The sequence below is a fragment of the Paenirhodobacter sp. YD-8 genome (assembly GCF_056590935.1).
This window is the reverse complement of the sequence record NZ_CM152649.1, coordinates 951670-967473: the sequence shown is the minus strand read 5'-3', so window position 1 is coordinate 967473 and position 15804 is coordinate 951670. Positions and strand designations below refer to the sequence as shown.

General features: G+C 68.6%; 14 protein-coding genes. All 14 read left to right on the top strand.

Annotated features, from left to right (window positions below):
* Nucleotides 1-187: 187 nt before the first annotated feature.
* The 14 genes from AC0QTQ_RS04715 (at nt 188) to AC0QTQ_RS04650 (ending at nt 15749) form a co-directional block, all read left to right on the top strand.
* A complete protein-coding gene (locus tag AC0QTQ_RS04715; protein WP_480258506.1) occupies nt 188-1387 on the top strand; it encodes a cytochrome P450 in 1200 nt (399 codons plus the stop codon).
* 40 nt (nt 1388-1427) lie between these two features.
* On the top strand, nt 1428-1613 hold the full coding sequence (locus AC0QTQ_RS04710; RefSeq protein ID WP_121530203.1) for a ferredoxin: 186 nt from the start codon (nt 1428-1430) through the stop codon (nt 1611-1613).
* Nucleotides 1614-1617: 4 nt separating this feature from the next.
* Nucleotides 1618-2835, top strand: a complete 1218-nt coding sequence (locus AC0QTQ_RS04705; protein ID WP_480258504.1) for an NAD(P)/FAD-dependent oxidoreductase — start codon at nt 1618-1620, stop codon at nt 2833-2835.
* 7 nt (nt 2836-2842) lie between these two features.
* Nucleotides 2843-4159, top strand: coding sequence for a type I glutamate--ammonia ligase (locus AC0QTQ_RS04700; RefSeq protein ID WP_480258502.1), 1317 nt, complete (start codon nt 2843-2845; stop codon nt 4157-4159).
* Nucleotides 4160-4185: 26 nt separating this feature from the next.
* Nucleotides 4186-5667, top strand: coding sequence for a glutamine synthetase family protein (locus tag AC0QTQ_RS04695; RefSeq protein ID WP_121530200.1), 1482 nt, complete (start codon nt 4186-4188; stop codon nt 5665-5667).
* A 26-nt stretch (nt 5668-5693) separates the two neighbouring features.
* Complete coding sequence (locus AC0QTQ_RS04690; protein WP_480258500.1) at nt 5694-6884, top strand: PAS domain-containing protein; 1191 nt, start codon at nt 5694-5696, stop codon at nt 6882-6884.
* An 18-nt stretch (nt 6885-6902) separates the two neighbouring features.
* A complete protein-coding gene (locus tag AC0QTQ_RS04685; protein ID WP_480258498.1) occupies nt 6903-8285 on the top strand; it encodes a sigma-54 interaction domain-containing protein in 1383 nt (460 codons plus the stop codon).
* Nucleotides 8286-8316: 31 nt separating this feature from the next.
* On the top strand, nt 8317-9363 hold the full coding sequence (locus AC0QTQ_RS04680; protein WP_480258496.1) for an ABC transporter substrate-binding protein: 1047 nt from the start codon (nt 8317-8319) through the stop codon (nt 9361-9363).
* Nucleotides 9364-9476: 113 nt separating this feature from the next.
* Nucleotides 9477-10574 carry an ABC transporter ATP-binding protein gene (locus AC0QTQ_RS04675; protein WP_480258495.1) on the top strand — a complete coding sequence of 366 codons (1098 nt, stop codon included), beginning with the start codon at nt 9477-9479 and terminating at the stop codon, nt 10572-10574.
* A complete protein-coding gene (locus tag AC0QTQ_RS04670; RefSeq protein ID WP_220668806.1) occupies nt 10571-11437 on the top strand; it encodes an ABC transporter permease in 867 nt (288 codons plus the stop codon). Before AC0QTQ_RS04675 ends, AC0QTQ_RS04670 begins: the two co-directional genes overlap by 4 nt.
* A gap of 1 nt (nt 11438) precedes the next feature.
* On the top strand, nt 11439-12257 hold the full coding sequence (locus tag AC0QTQ_RS04665; protein WP_480258493.1) for an ABC transporter permease: 819 nt from the start codon (nt 11439-11441) through the stop codon (nt 12255-12257).
* Between the two features lie 14 nt (nt 12258-12271).
* On the top strand, nt 12272-13768 hold the full coding sequence (locus AC0QTQ_RS04660) for an aldehyde dehydrogenase (protein WP_480258492.1): 1497 nt from the start codon (nt 12272-12274) through the stop codon (nt 13766-13768).
* A gap of 44 nt (nt 13769-13812) precedes the next feature.
* The gene (locus tag AC0QTQ_RS04655) at nt 13813-14538 is read left to right on the top strand and encodes a type 1 glutamine amidotransferase (protein ID WP_480258491.1); all 726 of its coding nucleotides are present in this window, start codon (nt 13813-13815) and stop codon (nt 14536-14538) included.
* Nucleotides 14535-15749: an RNA polymerase factor sigma-54 gene (locus AC0QTQ_RS04650; RefSeq protein WP_480258489.1), complete on the top strand. Its 1215-nt coding sequence runs from the start codon at nt 14535-14537 to the stop codon at nt 15747-15749. The genes AC0QTQ_RS04655 and AC0QTQ_RS04650 overlap by 4 nt, the downstream gene beginning before the upstream one ends.
* Nucleotides 15750-15804: the final 55 nt, after the last annotated feature.

Here is a 15804-nt window from a genome sequence, read left to right as displayed (position 1 = left end):
ACGACGCATCGCCTGCGGCCGGCGCCGCCATGTCGGGCGGAAGAAACCCCGCCCCTCTCCGCGCCGAGAAATTTCTTTTCCTTGTTTTTCAGAATGATGCGTTTTTCTTCGCCGCCATGGAATATCTTGGAACACAACTTGCATCATGGCCTGGTGAACCGCGCACCCCTGACCGGAGCCTGAGCCGATGACGCAAGAAACCCTCGCCGAAGCGCCCTATCTGGACGTTGCCGACCCCACCTTCTCGATCCGCTCGCAGGCGGTTCTCGATGCCCGCGAGGCGAGCTGGTATGCCCGCACCAACTACGGCATCGCGGTGCTGCGCTATGATGACGTGATGAAGCTGCTGCGCCATCCGAAGCTGCGCCAGGGCTCCTATCGCTGGCCCGAGCTGAGCGACGTGCACGGCGGTCTGTTTGCCCGCTGGTGGGGCGCGATGCTGCTGTCGCAGGAGGGCGAGACCCATTCGCGCCTGCGCCGGATGGCGAACCCCGCCTTCTCGCCCAAGCTCATCACCGAGCTGCGGCCGAAGTTCCAGGCGCTCGCCAACAAGCTGATCGACGGCTTCGCCGCGAAGGGCGAATGCGACTTCATCGCCGAGTTCACCGAACCCTATGCCACCGGCGTCATCTGCGACCTGCTCGGCCTGCCCTTCGAGACCTGGCGCGAGCTTGCCGACATCGCCGCCGAGATGGGCCTCGCGCTTGGCGTGACCTTCAAGCAGGACCTCGCCACGGTCGAGGCGGCAACCGCCCGACTGCTGAAATACGCCGAGGATCTGGTGGCGCTGAAGCGCGCCAATCCGTCGGACGATTTCGTCGGCATGCTGGTGCAGGCCAATGCCGACAAGTCGCAGCTCTCGAACCAGGAGCTGCTCGACATGATCGTTCTGGCGATCTTCGGCGGCATCGACACCACCCGCAACCAGCTCGGCCTGGCGATGGCGACCTTCATCGAGCACCCCGAGCAATGGGCGCTGCTGGCCGAACAGCCCGATCTCGCCCGCGCCGCGGTCGAGGAGGTGATGCGCGTGCGTCCGACGGTGACCTGGGTCACCCGCGAGGCGACCGAGGATTTCACCTACAACGACCTGCCGATCAAGGCCGGCACGACGATCCACCTGTTCTCGCAATCGGCGACCTCGGACCCCGCGGTCTTCCCCGAGCCCGGCTTCGACATCACCGCCGAGCGCAAGCCGCATTTCGGCTTTGGCGGCGGCGCGCACCATTGCCTGGGCCATTTCATCGCCCGCGGCGACATGACCGAGGCACTGAAGCTGCTTGCCCAGCGGCTGAAGAACCCGCGCGTCAACGGCGAGGTGAAGTGGCTCGCCGACAGCGGCAACACCGGCGCCATCACCCTGCCGATCGCCTTCGATCCGGCCTGATCCAAGCCACCCAGACCCCATCAGACACAGGGAAGCGAAAATGAAAGTTGATGTCGACATGTCGATCTGCCTGCTGCACGGCCAATGCGTGATCGCCGCGCCGGAGGTGTTCTCCTTCGACGACGACGGCGGGCTCGTCTGGGTCGCCGAAGTGGACGAGGCGCAGCGCGCCGATGTCGAGGCCGCCGCCGATGCCTGCCCCGAGCAGGCGATCCTTCTCGGCTGACGCCATGACCGCGCCGCGCATCACCATCGTCGGGGCTTCGCTTGCGGGCCTGCGCACGGCAGAGGCGGTTCACGCCGCCCTGCCCGCGGCGCGGATCACCCTTGTGGGCGACGAGCCGCTCGCCCCCTACAACCGCCCGCCGCTGTCGAAGGACGCGGCCGAGACGCTGGCCCGCGACACCGCGGCGCGCGAGGCGGTGTTCGGCAAGCTGCTGCTGCGCTCGAAGCTTTCGCCCGCGGCGCTGAGCCTGCGTCTCGGGTCGGGCGCGGTGGCGCTCGAACCGGGCGGCGTGCGGCTCGCCGATGGCGCGCTGGTGCCGGGCGAGCGGGTGATCGCGGCAACCGGGCTGCGCCCGCGCCGCCTGCCCCTGCCGGGCGCCGAGGCCCGCCGCCACGTGCTGCGCAGCTTCGACGACCTCGTCCGCCTGGCCCCGAGCCTGCGCCCCGGCGCGCGGATGGTGGTGATCGGCGGCGGCTTCATCGGCTGCGAGATCGCCGCGACCGGCCGCAAGCTCGGCCTCGAGGCGACGATCGTCGAGCCCTCGCCGCAACCGATGCTGCGCGCCCTCGGCCCGCGCGTCGCCGCGGCGATGGCGGCGCTGCACCGCGCCCATGGCGTCGTGCTGCTCACCGGCCGCTCGGTCGCGGGCTTCTCGGACGAGGGCGTGATCCTCGACGACGGCCAGGCGCTTGCCGCCGAGGTGATCGTCGAGGCGCTCGGCTCGCACCCGAATGTCGAATGGCTTGCGGGATCGGGCGCCGATCTGCGCGACGGCGTGCTGGTCGACGACCGGATGGTCGCCCCCGGCGCCGAGGGGCTGATGGCGGTGGGCGACGTCGCCCGCTTCGTCAACCCGCTCTTCGGCCCCGAGGCACGCCGCACCGAGCATTGGTGCGTGCCCGGCCAGACCGCGAAACGGGTGGGCGAGACGCTGGCCGCCGAAGCCGCGGGCACGGCCCTTGCCACCCGCTTCGCACCGATGCCCTCGTTCTGGTCGGATCAGCACGGGATGCGGCTGCAGGCCTTCGGCGCGCCCTATCTCGCCGACGCCTGCCGGGTGCTGGAAGGCGAGCTGTCGCTCGTCGGCCGCGCACCGGTGATCGTCGAATACCTGCGCGGGGGCGAGCCGGTCGGCGTGCTCGGCCTCGGCGCAAACCCTGCCGCCCTCGCCAGGGCCCGCGCCCGTCTTGACGCAGCGCTGACCGAAACGCTTACCGCCTGAGGCCCCGATGACCCACGACCTGACCGCCGCCCTTGACGCCCTGAATGCCGAGATCGTGCATGTCGGCCAGTTCGACTATGCCTCGGTGTTCCGCGAACGCCGGCTGCGCCGCCCGCAATTCCTCGACTGGGCGACGGACGCGCGCTTTGCCAACGTCCTCGCCTATTGGGACAGCGCCGACAACCTCTATGGCGGCGATGCCTTCTACACCGAGACGGTCGAGATCGACCCGAGCTCGATGCGCCGCAACCCGTCCGAGCCCGGCGCCGTCACGGTGATCGCCGAGCTCTCGGGTGCCGCGAAGGAGCTGATGCCGCGCGAGGTGCTGCGCCGGCAGATCGACCGCGCCGCCGCCATGGGCTTCACCGTCGACGCGGCCTTCGAATTCGAGGTGATCGTGCTCGACGAGACCGACACCTCGGTGCGCGAGAAGGGTTTCACCGGCCTTGCGAAATTCGCCCCCGACAACAAGTGCTGGTCGGGCGCCACGGCAAACACCCATGCCGCGTTCATCGCCGGCATGGAGGCCGAGATCCTCGGCCATGACGTCGCGCTCTACGGTCTGGGCGTCGAGCTCGGGCCGGGCTGCCTCGAGGCGACGCTCGGCGCGGCCGAGGGGCTGCGCGCGGCCGATGACGCCGCCTTCTTCCGCATGGCGGCGCGGTCCTATGCCCGCAAGATGGGCAAGACGGCGAGCTTCATGCCCTATCTCGGCGCCGAATACCCCGGCATCGGCGGGCACTGCACCGTCTCGCTGCGCGACAAGGCGACGGGCAAGAACCTGTTCTCGGCCCCCGAGGCGAAGACCTCGGCGCTTGCGGGCTCGTTCATCGCCGGCATGATGCAGATCGTGCCGCAGGCCTTCGCGATGTGCACCTCGACGGTGAACGCCTATCGCCGGCTTGCGCCGGGCAGCTGGGCGCCGAAATCGCTGACCTGGGCCGAATACCCGTTCACCGTTGCGGTGCGCTCGGCCCCCCATGCGGGCGACCGCGCGCGGCTCGAATTCCGGGTGCCGCCGGCCGACTGCAACCCCTATCTCACGCTGGCGCTGATGCTGGGCGCGGGGCTCGACGGGATCGAGCGGCAGCTTGCCACCCCCGCCCCCGCCACCGCCACGCATCCCGATGTCGTGCCCGAGGGTGCCCAACGCTTTCCGCGCGACCTTGCCGAGGCGGCCGACCGCCTCGCCGCCTCGCCCGATGCCGCGCGCATCTTCGGGCAGGCCTTCTGCCAGAATTTCGCGGCCGCCTGCCGCGCCGAATACGCCAGCCTCGCGAAAGCGGTCAGCGCCGAAGAACGCGCCCGCTATCTCGAAGGCTGAGTGGTCAGAACAACAGGGAGACGACCATGACCACCACTGACACCGACTATCACCGCGAGATCGAGGCGCCCGGCCGCGCCGCGCTGGTCGAGCGCGTGCGCCGCAAGATCGACGCGCTTGGCGTCGATTACATCTATTACCAATACATCTCGATCACCGGCCGCGTGATGGGCAAGGCCGCCCCGGCGCGGCACTGGGAGACCCAGGCGCGCAAGGGCGTGCAGACCTGGATGGGCGGCGTCGCCGACGTCACCCCGAACTTCAAGGGCAACCTGATCGGGTTCGACAGCAACGCGATGGAATGCATCGCGCTGCCCGATCCCGACACCTTCTGCCAGCTGCCCTGGGACAAGCGCGTCGCGCGCGTCTTCTGCACGCTCTACTACAGCCTCGAAGACCCGAACTTCCCGGGCCAGCATTACGAATACGACACCCGCGGCAACCTCAAGCGCTTCGACCGCGAGTTCCGCGAGGCGCATAACGGCCTCACGCTGCGCGTCGGCCTCGAGCCCGAGATGCTGTGGCTGAAGCCGAAGGATGGCGAGGTCCGCCCCTACGAGGGCATCACCGAGGCCTATGCCTATCACATCGGCCAGTTCGAGAGCGCCCGCAACATCTGGATGCAGGTGTCGGATTACGCCCGCGCCATGGGTCTCGACATGATCCAGGGCGATTGCGAGGACGCCCCCGGCCAGATCGAGCTGAACTATCAGTTCGACGACGCACTGCCGACTTGCGACCGGATGACGACCTATCGCCAGATCTGCGCCGAGGTGGCGCGGCAGAACGGGCTGATTGCCTGTTTCATGGCGAAACCCTTCATGGGCTATGCTGCGAACGGCTGCCACCACAACTGTTCGGTCTGGACCGGCGGCTCGCGCGAGCTGCAGCAGCTGATCCCGGGCGAGCTGCCGGGCATGGAAGAGCTGTGGCACTACTCGAAGGGCGGGGTGAACGAGTTCGAGAACAAGGACGGCGGCTGGCTGCCGACGGAACTTGGCCACCACATCCTCGGCGGCTCGCTCAAGCACATCGACGCGCTCACCTGCATCGGCGCCTCGACGGTGAACTCCTATCGCCGCTTCAACGACTTCGGCCTCTGGGCGCCGATCGGGGCGAACTGGGGTCTGCAGAACCGCTCCTGCACGATCCGCATCTCGTCCCCCGACCGGTTCGAGTTCCGCGCCGTCGACAGCATGGTGAACCCGCATCTCTTCTGCGGCGCGCTGCTGAAGGCGATGGACGACGGGATCCGCAACAAGATCGACCCGGGCGCCCCCGAATCGCGTAACGTCACCGAGGTCTGGCAGTCGGGCGAGCCGGTCAAGCTCATCCCTCTCAATCTGCGCGATGCACTGACCGCTTTGGAAAAGGACGAGGTTATTCGCTCGGCACTGCCGGGGCGTCTCTACGACGTCTTCGACGAATACAAGCAGGATGAGTGGACGCGCTTCCTGCGCGAGGTCACCAATTGGGATGTGGAACGCTACTTGCATTGCGTGCCCTGAGCGGGGCCGACGGGGGAGATCACTTGATGGGAGCACGGGAACCGCAAGGTTCGATGCTGGAAGACTGGCTCGCGCGCGACGGGACGATCCTGCGCGCGAGTCCCCTGCAAGATGCCGCGCTCGGGCTTGACCCGGGCGCGGCCGCCGGCCGTCCGTGGTCGCTGATCTATCCGCTGGCCGCGCGCGAGCGGCTGGAGACGCTGTTTGCCCTCACCGGCCCCTGGCCGCAGGTGCTGGCGCTCGAGCTGCGCTGTGCGGGCGCGGCGCTGCTGCCGGTGACGGCGGTGATCGAGCGGGTCGAGGACCCGCTCGCGGGCCCCTGCCTGCGGCTCTTCAAATGGCCGCGCGGCGGGATGATCGACGCGGTCGAGCGGCTGGCCGAGGAGAACGAGGTGATCGCCTCGATCCTCGCCACCTCGGACGATGCGGGCTGGTGCATGGAATGGGCCGAACCCGTCGACCTGTCCGCGCCCGAGCAGGAGACGATCCGCCAGGTCTTCGAGAACGGCCCGCGCTGGCGTTTCTGCAACGAGGCGATGGCGCGGCTCTACCGCGCCCCGCCCGGCCATGACTTCAACGAACTGCCGGTGCACGAGACCTTTCCGCGCACGCCGGAAAACGAGGATTTCGTCCGCCGTCTGGTGCGCGCGAGCTTCGACGTCACCGCCTCGCCCTCGCGCGATCTGCGCTATGACGGGGTCTGGATCGAGGTCGAGAACGACGTGCGCGGCCATATCCGCGGCAACCGGCTGACCCGGATGTGGGGCACGGTGCGCGACGTCTCGAAACACGCCCGCCGCGCCGCGGTGCTGCGCGACGAGATCGAGGCGCTCGAGGCGGTGCTGACGGCGCTGCCCGATGCGGTGCTGGTGATCGACCGCGCCGGGCACCTGCTGCGCACGAACCTTGCGGCCGAGGAGCTGCTGTCGCTGGCAACCGACGCCTATGCGACGCGCGAACTGGGCGACTACATCGAGCTGCCCCTGCCGCTCGAGACGCTGTTCGAGGCTGCGGCGGGGCGGCTGCCGGGCCATCCCGACCGGACCTGGACGGTGGTGCCGCTGCGCTCGGAAACCGGGGGGCGGGCCGAGATGCAGGCCCGGCCGCTGCGCCTGCGCGAAACCGAGTGCCTGGTCCTCAGCCTGCGGCTGAAGCGCGGCCCGGCGCTCGCGGGCGCCCCCGCGGGGCGCATCGCGCGCTTCCGGGCGGAGCGCTGAGGGATGGGAGGTGACGCGATGACCAGCCACACCCGCCCGCAGCCCCCCGCGCTTGAAACCGCGCTCGATGCGCTGCCCGACGGGCTGATCGTGCTCGATGCCACGGGCGCCGTCACCCATCTGAACCGCGAGGCGGCGATGATCGGCGGGCTCGATGCGGCGACCGCGCCGGGCCAGACTCTGGCCCGTCTCGGTGCCGGCTCGGCGCTGAACTGGCTGCCGGTCGAGGAGATGATCGAGGCCGGGCGCACCGGCTCGGTGATGCTGCGCGGCGACACGGTGGGGGCGGTGCTCGTCACCCTGCGCCGGATCGCGACCGGCGGCCATGTGCTGACCCTGCGCGATCTGGCGGTGCTCGACCATGCCCGCCGCCAGGCCGCGGGCCAGCGCGACGCCGCGCCCTTCCCGACCACCGCCGAGCGCCGCTTGCGCCCCGACTTCGCGCGCCAGCGCCACCTGTCGCCCTGGCTCGACCGGATGATGTCGCGCGGCGAGCGGGCGCTTCTGCAGGGCGCGCGGGTCATCATCACCGGTGAGTCGGGCGTCGGCAAGACCGAGATCGCGCGCCACCTGCACGCCTTCGTGTCGAACGCCACCGACCCGTTCATCGCGGTCAACTGCGCCGCGATCCCCGAGACGCTGTTCGAAAGCGAGCTCTTCGGCTACGAGAAGGGCGCCTTCACCGGCGCCTCGACCGAGGGCAAGAAGGGCCTGATCGAGATGGCCGAGGGCGGCACGCTGTTCCTCGACGAGATCGGCGAGATCCCCCTGCCGCTGCAGGCCAAGCTGCTGACCTTTCTCGAGGACGGGATGGTAATGCGGATCGGCGGCACCCGGCCGCGGCGGGTCAGCGTGCGGGTGATCTCGGCCACCAACCGCGACCTGCTCGCCATGGCCGAGGAGCGCCGCTTCCGCCTCGACCTCTATTACCGGCTGGCGGTGGTGAACATGCCGATCAAGCCGCTGCGCGAGGTGCCCGAGCTGCTCGACCATCTGATCGAGCGCTTTCTCACCGCGATCAACCAGCGCCGCTCGCAGCCGCTCGACCTCAGCGAGGATCTGTGCGCGCGGCTGCGTGCCTACCAGTATCCCGGCAACATCCGCGAGCTGTGGAACCTGATGCAGCAGATCTCGGTGCTCGGCGACGACATCGACGAGTTGCCGCGGCGATTGATGGCCATCGACCTCGATGCCGTGCCTGTCCGGGCCCCGGCGACGGCACCGACCGTCGCCGGGGCGGAAGACCCGCCCGAGGGCCTGCCGCTGCGCGAGGCCCTGGCGGAATACGAATTGCGGATCATCGAAGAGGCGATCCGCATCCACGGCAGCAAGCGCAAGGCCGCTGCCGCTCTGGGTGTCGATATCGGCACCATCTCGCGAAAGACCCGAAAAGAGCCGTGAACGGCCGTTCAACCAACAGTGGAGACACGAAATGACCCGGAAGATCCTGCTCGGCGCGCTTGGCGCCCTCGCCCTGACCACCGCCGCCCCGGCGCTTGCCGAAGGCACGCTCAACGTGCTGACCTGGGAAGGCTATGCCGACTCCTCCTTCATCTCGAAGTTCGAGGAAGAGTCGGGCTGCAAGGTGAACGCGACCTATGTCGGTTCGAACGACGACTTCGCGCCCAAGCTGATGTCGGGCGGTGGCGTCTATGACCTCATCACCCCCTCGATCGACACCACCAAGCTGATGATCGACCTCGACTTCGTCGAGCCGCTCGACACCGCGAAGATCAGCGAGTGGAACAACATCTACAAGAAATTCCGCGACCTCGACGGGATCCAGAAGGACGGCGAATATTACGGCATGCCCTATGTCTGGGGCGCGATCGCCTTCATGTATCGCGACGACGCCTTCACCACGCCGCCGACCTCGATCGCCGACCTGTGGAACCCCGCGCTGAAGGGCAAGGTCGCGCTGTGGGACGACAAGTCCTCGATCTATGTCGCGGCGCGGCTGAACGGCGACATGGACATCTACAACCTGACCGACGAGCAGATCGCCGCCGCGCAGAAGAAGCTGCTCGAGCAGAAGCCGCTGATCCGCAAGTACTGGGCCACCGCGGGCGAGCTCGTCGACCTCTACAAGGCCGGCGAAGTGGTGATCTCGAACACCTGGGCGGGCTACCAGTCGGGGCTGCTGAAGGCCGAGGGCATCAAGGTCACCGAGTTCATCCCGAAGGAAGGCGCCGAGGGCTGGATGGACAGCTGGATGGTGGTCAAGGGCACGCCGAACAAGGAATGCGCCTACAAGTTCCTGAACATGCAGCTGTCGCCGCTCGGTCAGTGCGGTGTCGCCAACATCAACGGCTATTCGGTGACCGACCCGGTCTCGGCCAAGGCCTGCATGACGCCCGAACAGTTCACCTCGCTGCATCAGGACGACCCGGCCTATCTCGACAGCCTGATGGTCTGGCAGCCGCTCGGTGACCGCTTCGAGGCCTACACCAACGCCTGGAACGCCGTGAAGGCGCAATGACGACCCGCCCGATCCGGGGTGCCGCGCGGCATCCCGGGCCGGGCCACCAATCAAAAGGGCGCCGGGTTTTCGGGGGAGGAGAGCCCGGGCGCCACGTTTCAGGGAAAGGCGACATGGCCGCAATCATCGAACTGGAGAACATCTCCAAACACTACAGCCCGACGATCATCGGCGTGGACAATGTCTCGCTGACGGTCGAGGACGGCGAATTCGTCACGCTGCTCGGCCCCTCGGGCTGCGGGAAATCCACGCTCCTGCGGATGATCGGCGGCTTCGAGACGCCCACCCACGGCACCATCCGCCTGGCCGACAAGGACGTCACCTGGGACCCGCCCTACAAGCGCGAGGTCAACATGGTGTTCCAGGACTATGCCCTCTTCCCGCACATGACCGTGGGCGAGAACGTCGGCTATGGGCTCAAGGTCAAGGGCCTCGGCCGGCTCGAGATCGAGACCAAGGTGCATGATGCGCTCAAGCTCGTCGGTCTCTTCGACAAGGTGAAGCTGCGTCCCCAGCAGCTCTCGGGCGGTCAGCGCCAGCGCATCGCCCTTGCCCGCGCCATCGTGCGCGAACCGAAGGTGCTGCTGCTCGACGAGCCGCTCTCGGCACTGGACGCCAAGCTGCGCGAGCAGATGCAGATCGAGATGAAGCACCTCCACGAGAAGGTCGGCATCACCTTCGTCATGGTCACCCATGACCAGACCGAGGCGCTCGTCATGTCGGACCGCGTCGTGGTGATGGAGAAGGGCCGCATCGCCCAGCAGGGCCGCCCGCAAGAGCTTTATGACCACCCCGCCTCGCCCTATGTCGCGAATTTCATCGGCACCACCAACTTCCTGCCCGGCCGCGTCCTGCGCTGTGCGGGCGAGCGCGCCGAGATCGAGATCGGTGGCGGCCGGCTGAGCGCGATCGTCGATGCGCCGCTGGTCGCGGGCAGCACCGTCACCGCCGGCTGCCGCCCCGAGAAGGTGCGCCTGCTCGCCGAGGGCGAAACCGCGGAAAACGTGCTCGAGGGCCGGGTCGCCGAGGTGATCTATTACGGGCTCGGGCTGCGGCTTGCGGTCGAGCTCGCGGACGGCAGCCGCGTCTATACCGACAGCCTACTTCCCGACCGCCTCGCGCTCAGCCCGGTGCCGCCGCTCGGACAAAGCCTGCGCCTTGCCGTCGAGCCGCACAACGTCTTCGTCTTCGAGGGGGAGGTCACGCCGTGAGCCACGCCCGCCGCAACCTCTCGGGGGTGATGGTGCTGGGCATTCCGCTGCTCTGGATCGCCCTCTTCATGCTGCTCCCCTACGGGATCATCGTCACCTTCTCGTTCTGGGTGAAGAAATACCCGACCTTCGTGCCGGCCTTCCAGTTCGGCAATTACGTCACCCTCTTCACCGACCCGCAATATGTGCTGGTGCTGCTGCGCACGCTGAAGATCTCGGTGCTGGTGTCGGTGGCCTCGCTGCTGCTGGCCTATCCCTTCGCCTATTGGCTGGTGTTCCGCTGCCGCTCGGCCAAGCTGCGCACCTGGCTCTACATGGCGGTGATCGCGCCGCTTTGGGTCAGCTATCTGCTGCGCGCCTATGTCTGGAAGACCATCCTTGGCACCGAGGGGGTGCTGAACTCGTTCCTGAAATCGATCGGCCTGATCGACGAGCCCTCCTCGATCTTCCTCTACAACCAGTTCGCGATGGTGGTGACGCTGACCTATATCTTCATCCCCTTCATGGTGATGCCGATCTACACCGCGCTCGAGAAGATCCCCGCGAACCTGACCGAGGCGGCGGCGGATCTGGGCATGGGGCCGTGGCGCAGCTTCTGGACGGTGACGCTGCCGCTCTCGGCACCGGGCATCGCGGCGGGGGCGACGCTGACCTTCTGCCTGTCGTTCGGCGACTTCATCGCGCCCTTCCTGGTGGGCGGGCCGGACGGCAACCTGATCGCCAACGTCATCGCCACGCAATTCGGGGCCGCACTGAACTGGCCGCTCGGCTCCGCGCTTGCCATCGTGATGCTGGTCGTCGTGCTGACCATCGTCTCGCTCAGCGACCGGATGGAGCGCAAGGGCGCCACGGGAGGGATCTGACATGGCACAATCACCGAACCGCGCCCCGGGCCTCGTGTCCCGCTATGGCGCCGACACCGCCTTCATGACCTTCGTCGCGGCGCTGATGGCGTTCCTCTACATCCCGATCTGGGTGCTGATCGCCTTCTCGTTCAACGACTCGCGCTCGCTGACCTGGCCGCTGTCGGGCTTCACCCTCGACTGGTATGTCAAGCTTGCCTCGAACGGCGACCTGCTCGCCGCGATCCGCAACAGCTTCTACGTGGCGACCGGGGCGACGGTCCTGACGCTGTGCGTGGGCGTGCCCGCGGCACTCGCGCTGCACAAGGTCAACTTCCCCGGAAAGACGGTGTTCCGCCGCCTGATCCTGCTGCCGATCACCCTGCCCGGCATCGTCACCGGCATCTCGATGCTGAACATGTTCAAGCTGATCGGCTTCCCGCTCAGCCTGGAAACTGTGATCCTCGGCCATGCCACGGCGCTTCTGGGCGTCGTCGTGACCCAGGTCTATGCCCGGCTGCAGCGGCTGCCGAAATCGCTCGAGGAGGCGGCCTTCGATCTGGGCGCCTCGCCCTGGCGCAGCTTCGTCGACATCACGCTCCCCAACATCCGCACCGCCATCGTCGGCGCCGGCATGCTGAGCTTCGTGCTGAGCTTCGACGAGATCCCGGTCACCTTCTTCCTGACCGGCCGCGACAACACCTTGCCGATGTACATCTATTCCACCCTGCGCCGCGGCGTGACGCCCGAGATCAACGCCGTCGGCACGATCATCGTGCTGCTGTCGCTGGTGCTGATCGTCGTCTCGGTGGTCTCGACCCGCGACACAAAACAGAAATGACAGGAGGTTCCCCCATGACCATGACCCTGAAGGACTGGCAGGCGCGCGCCGCCGCGCTGAAACCCGACACCCGCCTGTTCATCGACGGCGCCTTCGTCGATGCCGTGAAGGGCGGCAAGTTCGAGACCGTGAACCCCGCCACCGGCGAGGTCGTGGCCGAAGTCGCCCGCGGCACCGCCGAGGATGTCGACCGCGCCGTCGCGAGCGCGAAGAAGGCGTTCAAGTCGGGCGTGTGGTCGCGCATGGCGCCCTCGGACCGGATGGCGGTGATGCGCCGCTTCGCCGATCTGATCGAGGCGCACGCCGAGGATTTCGCGCTTCTCGACACGCTCGACATGGGCAAGCCGATCTCGGACATGCTCAACATCGACATCCCCGGCTCGCTAATGACGATCCGCTTCTTTGCCGAGACCATCGACAAGATGGAGGGCGTCGTCACCTCGACCAAGGCCGATGCGCTGCATTACATCCTGCGCCAGCCGCTCGGCGTGTGCGGCATCGTGGTGCCGTGGAACTACCCGCTGATGATGGCGGCGTGGAAGCTGGCCCCGGCTCTGTCGTGCGGCAACTCGGTGGTGCTGAAACCGGCCGAACAGTCGCCGCTCTCGGCGCTTCTGCTCGCCAGGCTCTTCTGCGAGGCGGGCGGCCCCGCCGGCGTCTTCAACGTCGTCACCGGCTTTGGCGAGGAAACCGGCAAGCCGCTCGCGCTGCACATGGATGTCGACAAGATCGGCTTCACCGGCTCGGGCGAGGTCGGCAAGCTGATGATGGTCTATGCCGGCCAGTCGAACATGAAGCGCGTCACCACCGAATGCGGCGGCAAGTCGCCGCAGATCGTGCTGGCCGATTGCGACGATCTCGAGAAGGCCGCGACCTTCGGCGTCGCCGGCATCTATGGCAACCAGGGCGAGGTCTGCTCGGCCGGCTCGCGCATCCTCGTCGAGCGCAAGGTCTATGACGACTATGTCGCGCTTTTCACCGAGGCCGCGAAGGGCATGCATGTGCCGGGCAACCCGCTCGACCCCGCGACCACCATGGGCCCGCTCGTCACCCCCGAGCAGCAATCGCGGGTGCTCGGCTATATCGAGAAGGGCAAGGCCGAGGGGGCGAAGCTTGCCTTCGGCGGCGGCGTGCCGGCGGGGTTCAACGCCGGCTGCTATGTCGAGCCGACGCTCTTCACCGAGGTGTCGAACAAGATGACCATCGCGCAGGAGGAAATCTTCGGCCCGGTCGCCTCGATCATCCCGGTCGACGACCTCGACCATGCGATTGCCACCGCGAACGACACGATCTACGGCCTCGCCTCGGCGATCTGGACCTCGAATCTGAAAAGCGCGCATCGCTTCGCGCAGGAGATCGAGGCCGGCATCGTCTGGGTCAACGCCTACGAGGCGGGCGATGCCACCACCCCCTGGGGCGGCTTCAAGCAATCGGGCAACGGCCGCGACAAGTGCCTCGAGGCGCTGACCCAATACACCCAGACGAAATCCGTCTGGATCGAACTGAGCTGAGAGCAACGGGCGGGGGGCCTCCCCCCGCCCCTTCCGAGGACCCCATGAAGATCTGCATTCTCGAGACCGACACCACCGGCCCCGCCTTCGAGCCCGTCCATGGCAGCTATGCCGACATGTTCTCGCGCTGGCTTGCCCCCGTGCTGCCCGAGGCGCGCTTCACCCGTGTCTTCATCGCCGAGGGCGAGACGGTGCCCGAGGATCTGACCGCCTTCGACGCCTTCCTCGTCACCGGCTCGCGCGCCGGGGTCTACGAGGACCGGCCGTGGATCGCGCCGCTGATCGCCGGGCTGCAGCGCATCGCCGCGGCGCGGGTGCCGCTCGCCGGCGTCTGCTTCGGTCATCAGGTGATGGCGCAGGCCTTCGGCGGCGAGGTGCGCAAGTCGCCCGACGGCTGGGTGGTGGGCCGGCATGACCACGACCTGAGCGCGACCGGCGCGGCGGTCTTCGGGCCGGGCGCGCTGCCCGCGCTGTCGATCCATCAGGATCAGGTCATGGTGCCGCCGCCGCGGGCCGAGCGGCTGTTCTCGACCGCCGCCTCGCCGAACGGCGGCTTTCTCTACACCGACTTCCCGGCGATCTCGTCGCAGGCCCACCCGGAGTTCACCCTCGACTTCCTGCGTGCGCTGATCACCCCGCCCGACGGGGTGCGGCTGGCCGAGGATCTGCATGCCGAGGCGATGGCCACGCTCGCCGGCCCGCTCGATCAGCAGCGCATCGCCCGCGGCTTTGCCCGCGTGCTGCGCGGCGAGGAGATCGCGCGCGGATGAAGCTGCGCCAGGACATCGCGCTGCGCCAGCAGACCCGGCTGACCCTCAGCCAGGACCTGGTGCGCGCGATCGGCCTGCTCGGCCTGTCGAACCTCGATCTGGGCGAGAGCCTGCGCGAGGCGGCGGCCGAGAACCCCTTCCTGCGGCTTGAACTGCCGCGGGCCGCGGCGCTCGAGGATGTCGAGATCGCCGATGAGGGGCCATCCCTCATCGCCCATGTGCTCGAATGCCTGCCCGGTCTTGTTCCCGCCCCCGCCGACCGCGCGGTGGCGCTGGCGCTGGCCGAGGCGCTCGATGCGCAGGGGTTTCTGGCAACACCGACACCGGCAATCGCCGCCCGCCTCGGCCTGCCGCCCGCGCATATCGAGGCGGTGCTGGCACAGCTGCAGCGGATCGAGCCACGCGGGCTGTTCGCCCGCTCGCTTGCCGAGTGCCTGGCCCTGCAACTGGCCGAGGAAGGCCCGATCGCGCCCGAGATGCGCCGCGTCCTCGAGGCGCTGCCCGCCCTTGCCGAGGGCGGCCCCGCGGCACTCGCCCGCGCCACGGGGCTCGCGCCCGACACGCTTGCGCCGCTGCTCGCCCGGTTGCGCGGTCTGACCCCGCGCCCCGCCGCGGGCTTTTCGACACCCCCTGCCCGCGCCCGCATCGCCGATCTCGTCTTCGCCCCCGAGGGGGCGGGCTGGACCGTGCGGCTGAACCGCGAGACCGCGCCGCGCCTTGCGCTGGCCGCGATCACCGGCCCGGCGGGCGAGCGCCGCGCCGCGCAGGCGCTGATTGCCGCGGTCGAGCGGCGCAACGCCGCGCTGCTGGCGCTTGGCACGGCACTCGCCCGCGAACAGCCGGGCTTCCTGCGCGACGGCCCCGCCGCGCTGCGCCCGCTGACCCGCCGCGCCGTCGCCGCGGCGATCGGGCTACATGAAAGCACAGTCAGCCGGATGGTCGCCGCGGGCTCGGCCGAGACGCCCCGCGGGACCGAACCGCTGGCCGCCTTCTTCGGCCGCGCCGTCGCCCAGGCCGAGAATGCCGAGGCCGGCCCCGCCGTCATCGCCCGCATCCGCGCGCTGGTCAGCGCCGAGCATCCAAGCGCACCGCTGACCGACGGCGCACTGGCCGAGGCACTGGCGCAGGCGGGCATCACCGTCTCGCGCCGGGTGGTGGCCAAGCTGCGCGCCCGCGCCGGCATTCCGCCCCGCGCCCTGCGCCGCCGCTGATCCCCCGCGCCCCCTGCGCCACGACGCCGCGCTTGCTTCTGCGCTGCGGCAAAGT

Coding starts and splice junctions, on each gene's coding strand:
- AC0QTQ_RS04695 (WP_121530200.1), top strand. CDS start 4,186: ATGACCACCACTGACACCGACTATCACCGCGAGATCGAGGCGCCCGGC.
- AC0QTQ_RS04655 (WP_480258491.1), top strand. CDS start 13,813: ATGAAGATCTGCATTCTCGAGACCGACACCACCGGCCCCGCCTTCGAG.
- AC0QTQ_RS04715 (WP_480258506.1), top strand. CDS start 188: ATGACGCAAGAAACCCTCGCCGAAGCGCCCTATCTGGACGTTGCCGAC.
- AC0QTQ_RS04650 (WP_480258489.1), top strand. CDS start 14,535: ATGAAGCTGCGCCAGGACATCGCGCTGCGCCAGCAGACCCGGCTGACC.
- AC0QTQ_RS04665 (WP_480258493.1), top strand. CDS start 11,439: ATGGCACAATCACCGAACCGCGCCCCGGGCCTCGTGTCCCGCTATGGC.
- AC0QTQ_RS04685 (WP_480258498.1), top strand. CDS start 6,903: ATGACCAGCCACACCCGCCCGCAGCCCCCCGCGCTTGAAACCGCGCTC.
- AC0QTQ_RS04710 (WP_121530203.1), top strand. CDS start 1,428: ATGAAAGTTGATGTCGACATGTCGATCTGCCTGCTGCACGGCCAATGC.
- AC0QTQ_RS04660 (WP_480258492.1), top strand. CDS start 12,272: ATGACCATGACCCTGAAGGACTGGCAGGCGCGCGCCGCCGCGCTGAAA.
- AC0QTQ_RS04705 (WP_480258504.1), top strand. CDS start 1,618: ATGACCGCGCCGCGCATCACCATCGTCGGGGCTTCGCTTGCGGGCCTG.
- AC0QTQ_RS04690 (WP_480258500.1), top strand. CDS start 5,694: ATGGGAGCACGGGAACCGCAAGGTTCGATGCTGGAAGACTGGCTCGCG.
- AC0QTQ_RS04700 (WP_480258502.1), top strand. CDS start 2,843: ATGACCCACGACCTGACCGCCGCCCTTGACGCCCTGAATGCCGAGATC.
- AC0QTQ_RS04680 (WP_480258496.1), top strand. CDS start 8,317: ATGACCCGGAAGATCCTGCTCGGCGCGCTTGGCGCCCTCGCCCTGACC.
- AC0QTQ_RS04675 (WP_480258495.1), top strand. CDS start 9,477: ATGGCCGCAATCATCGAACTGGAGAACATCTCCAAACACTACAGCCCG.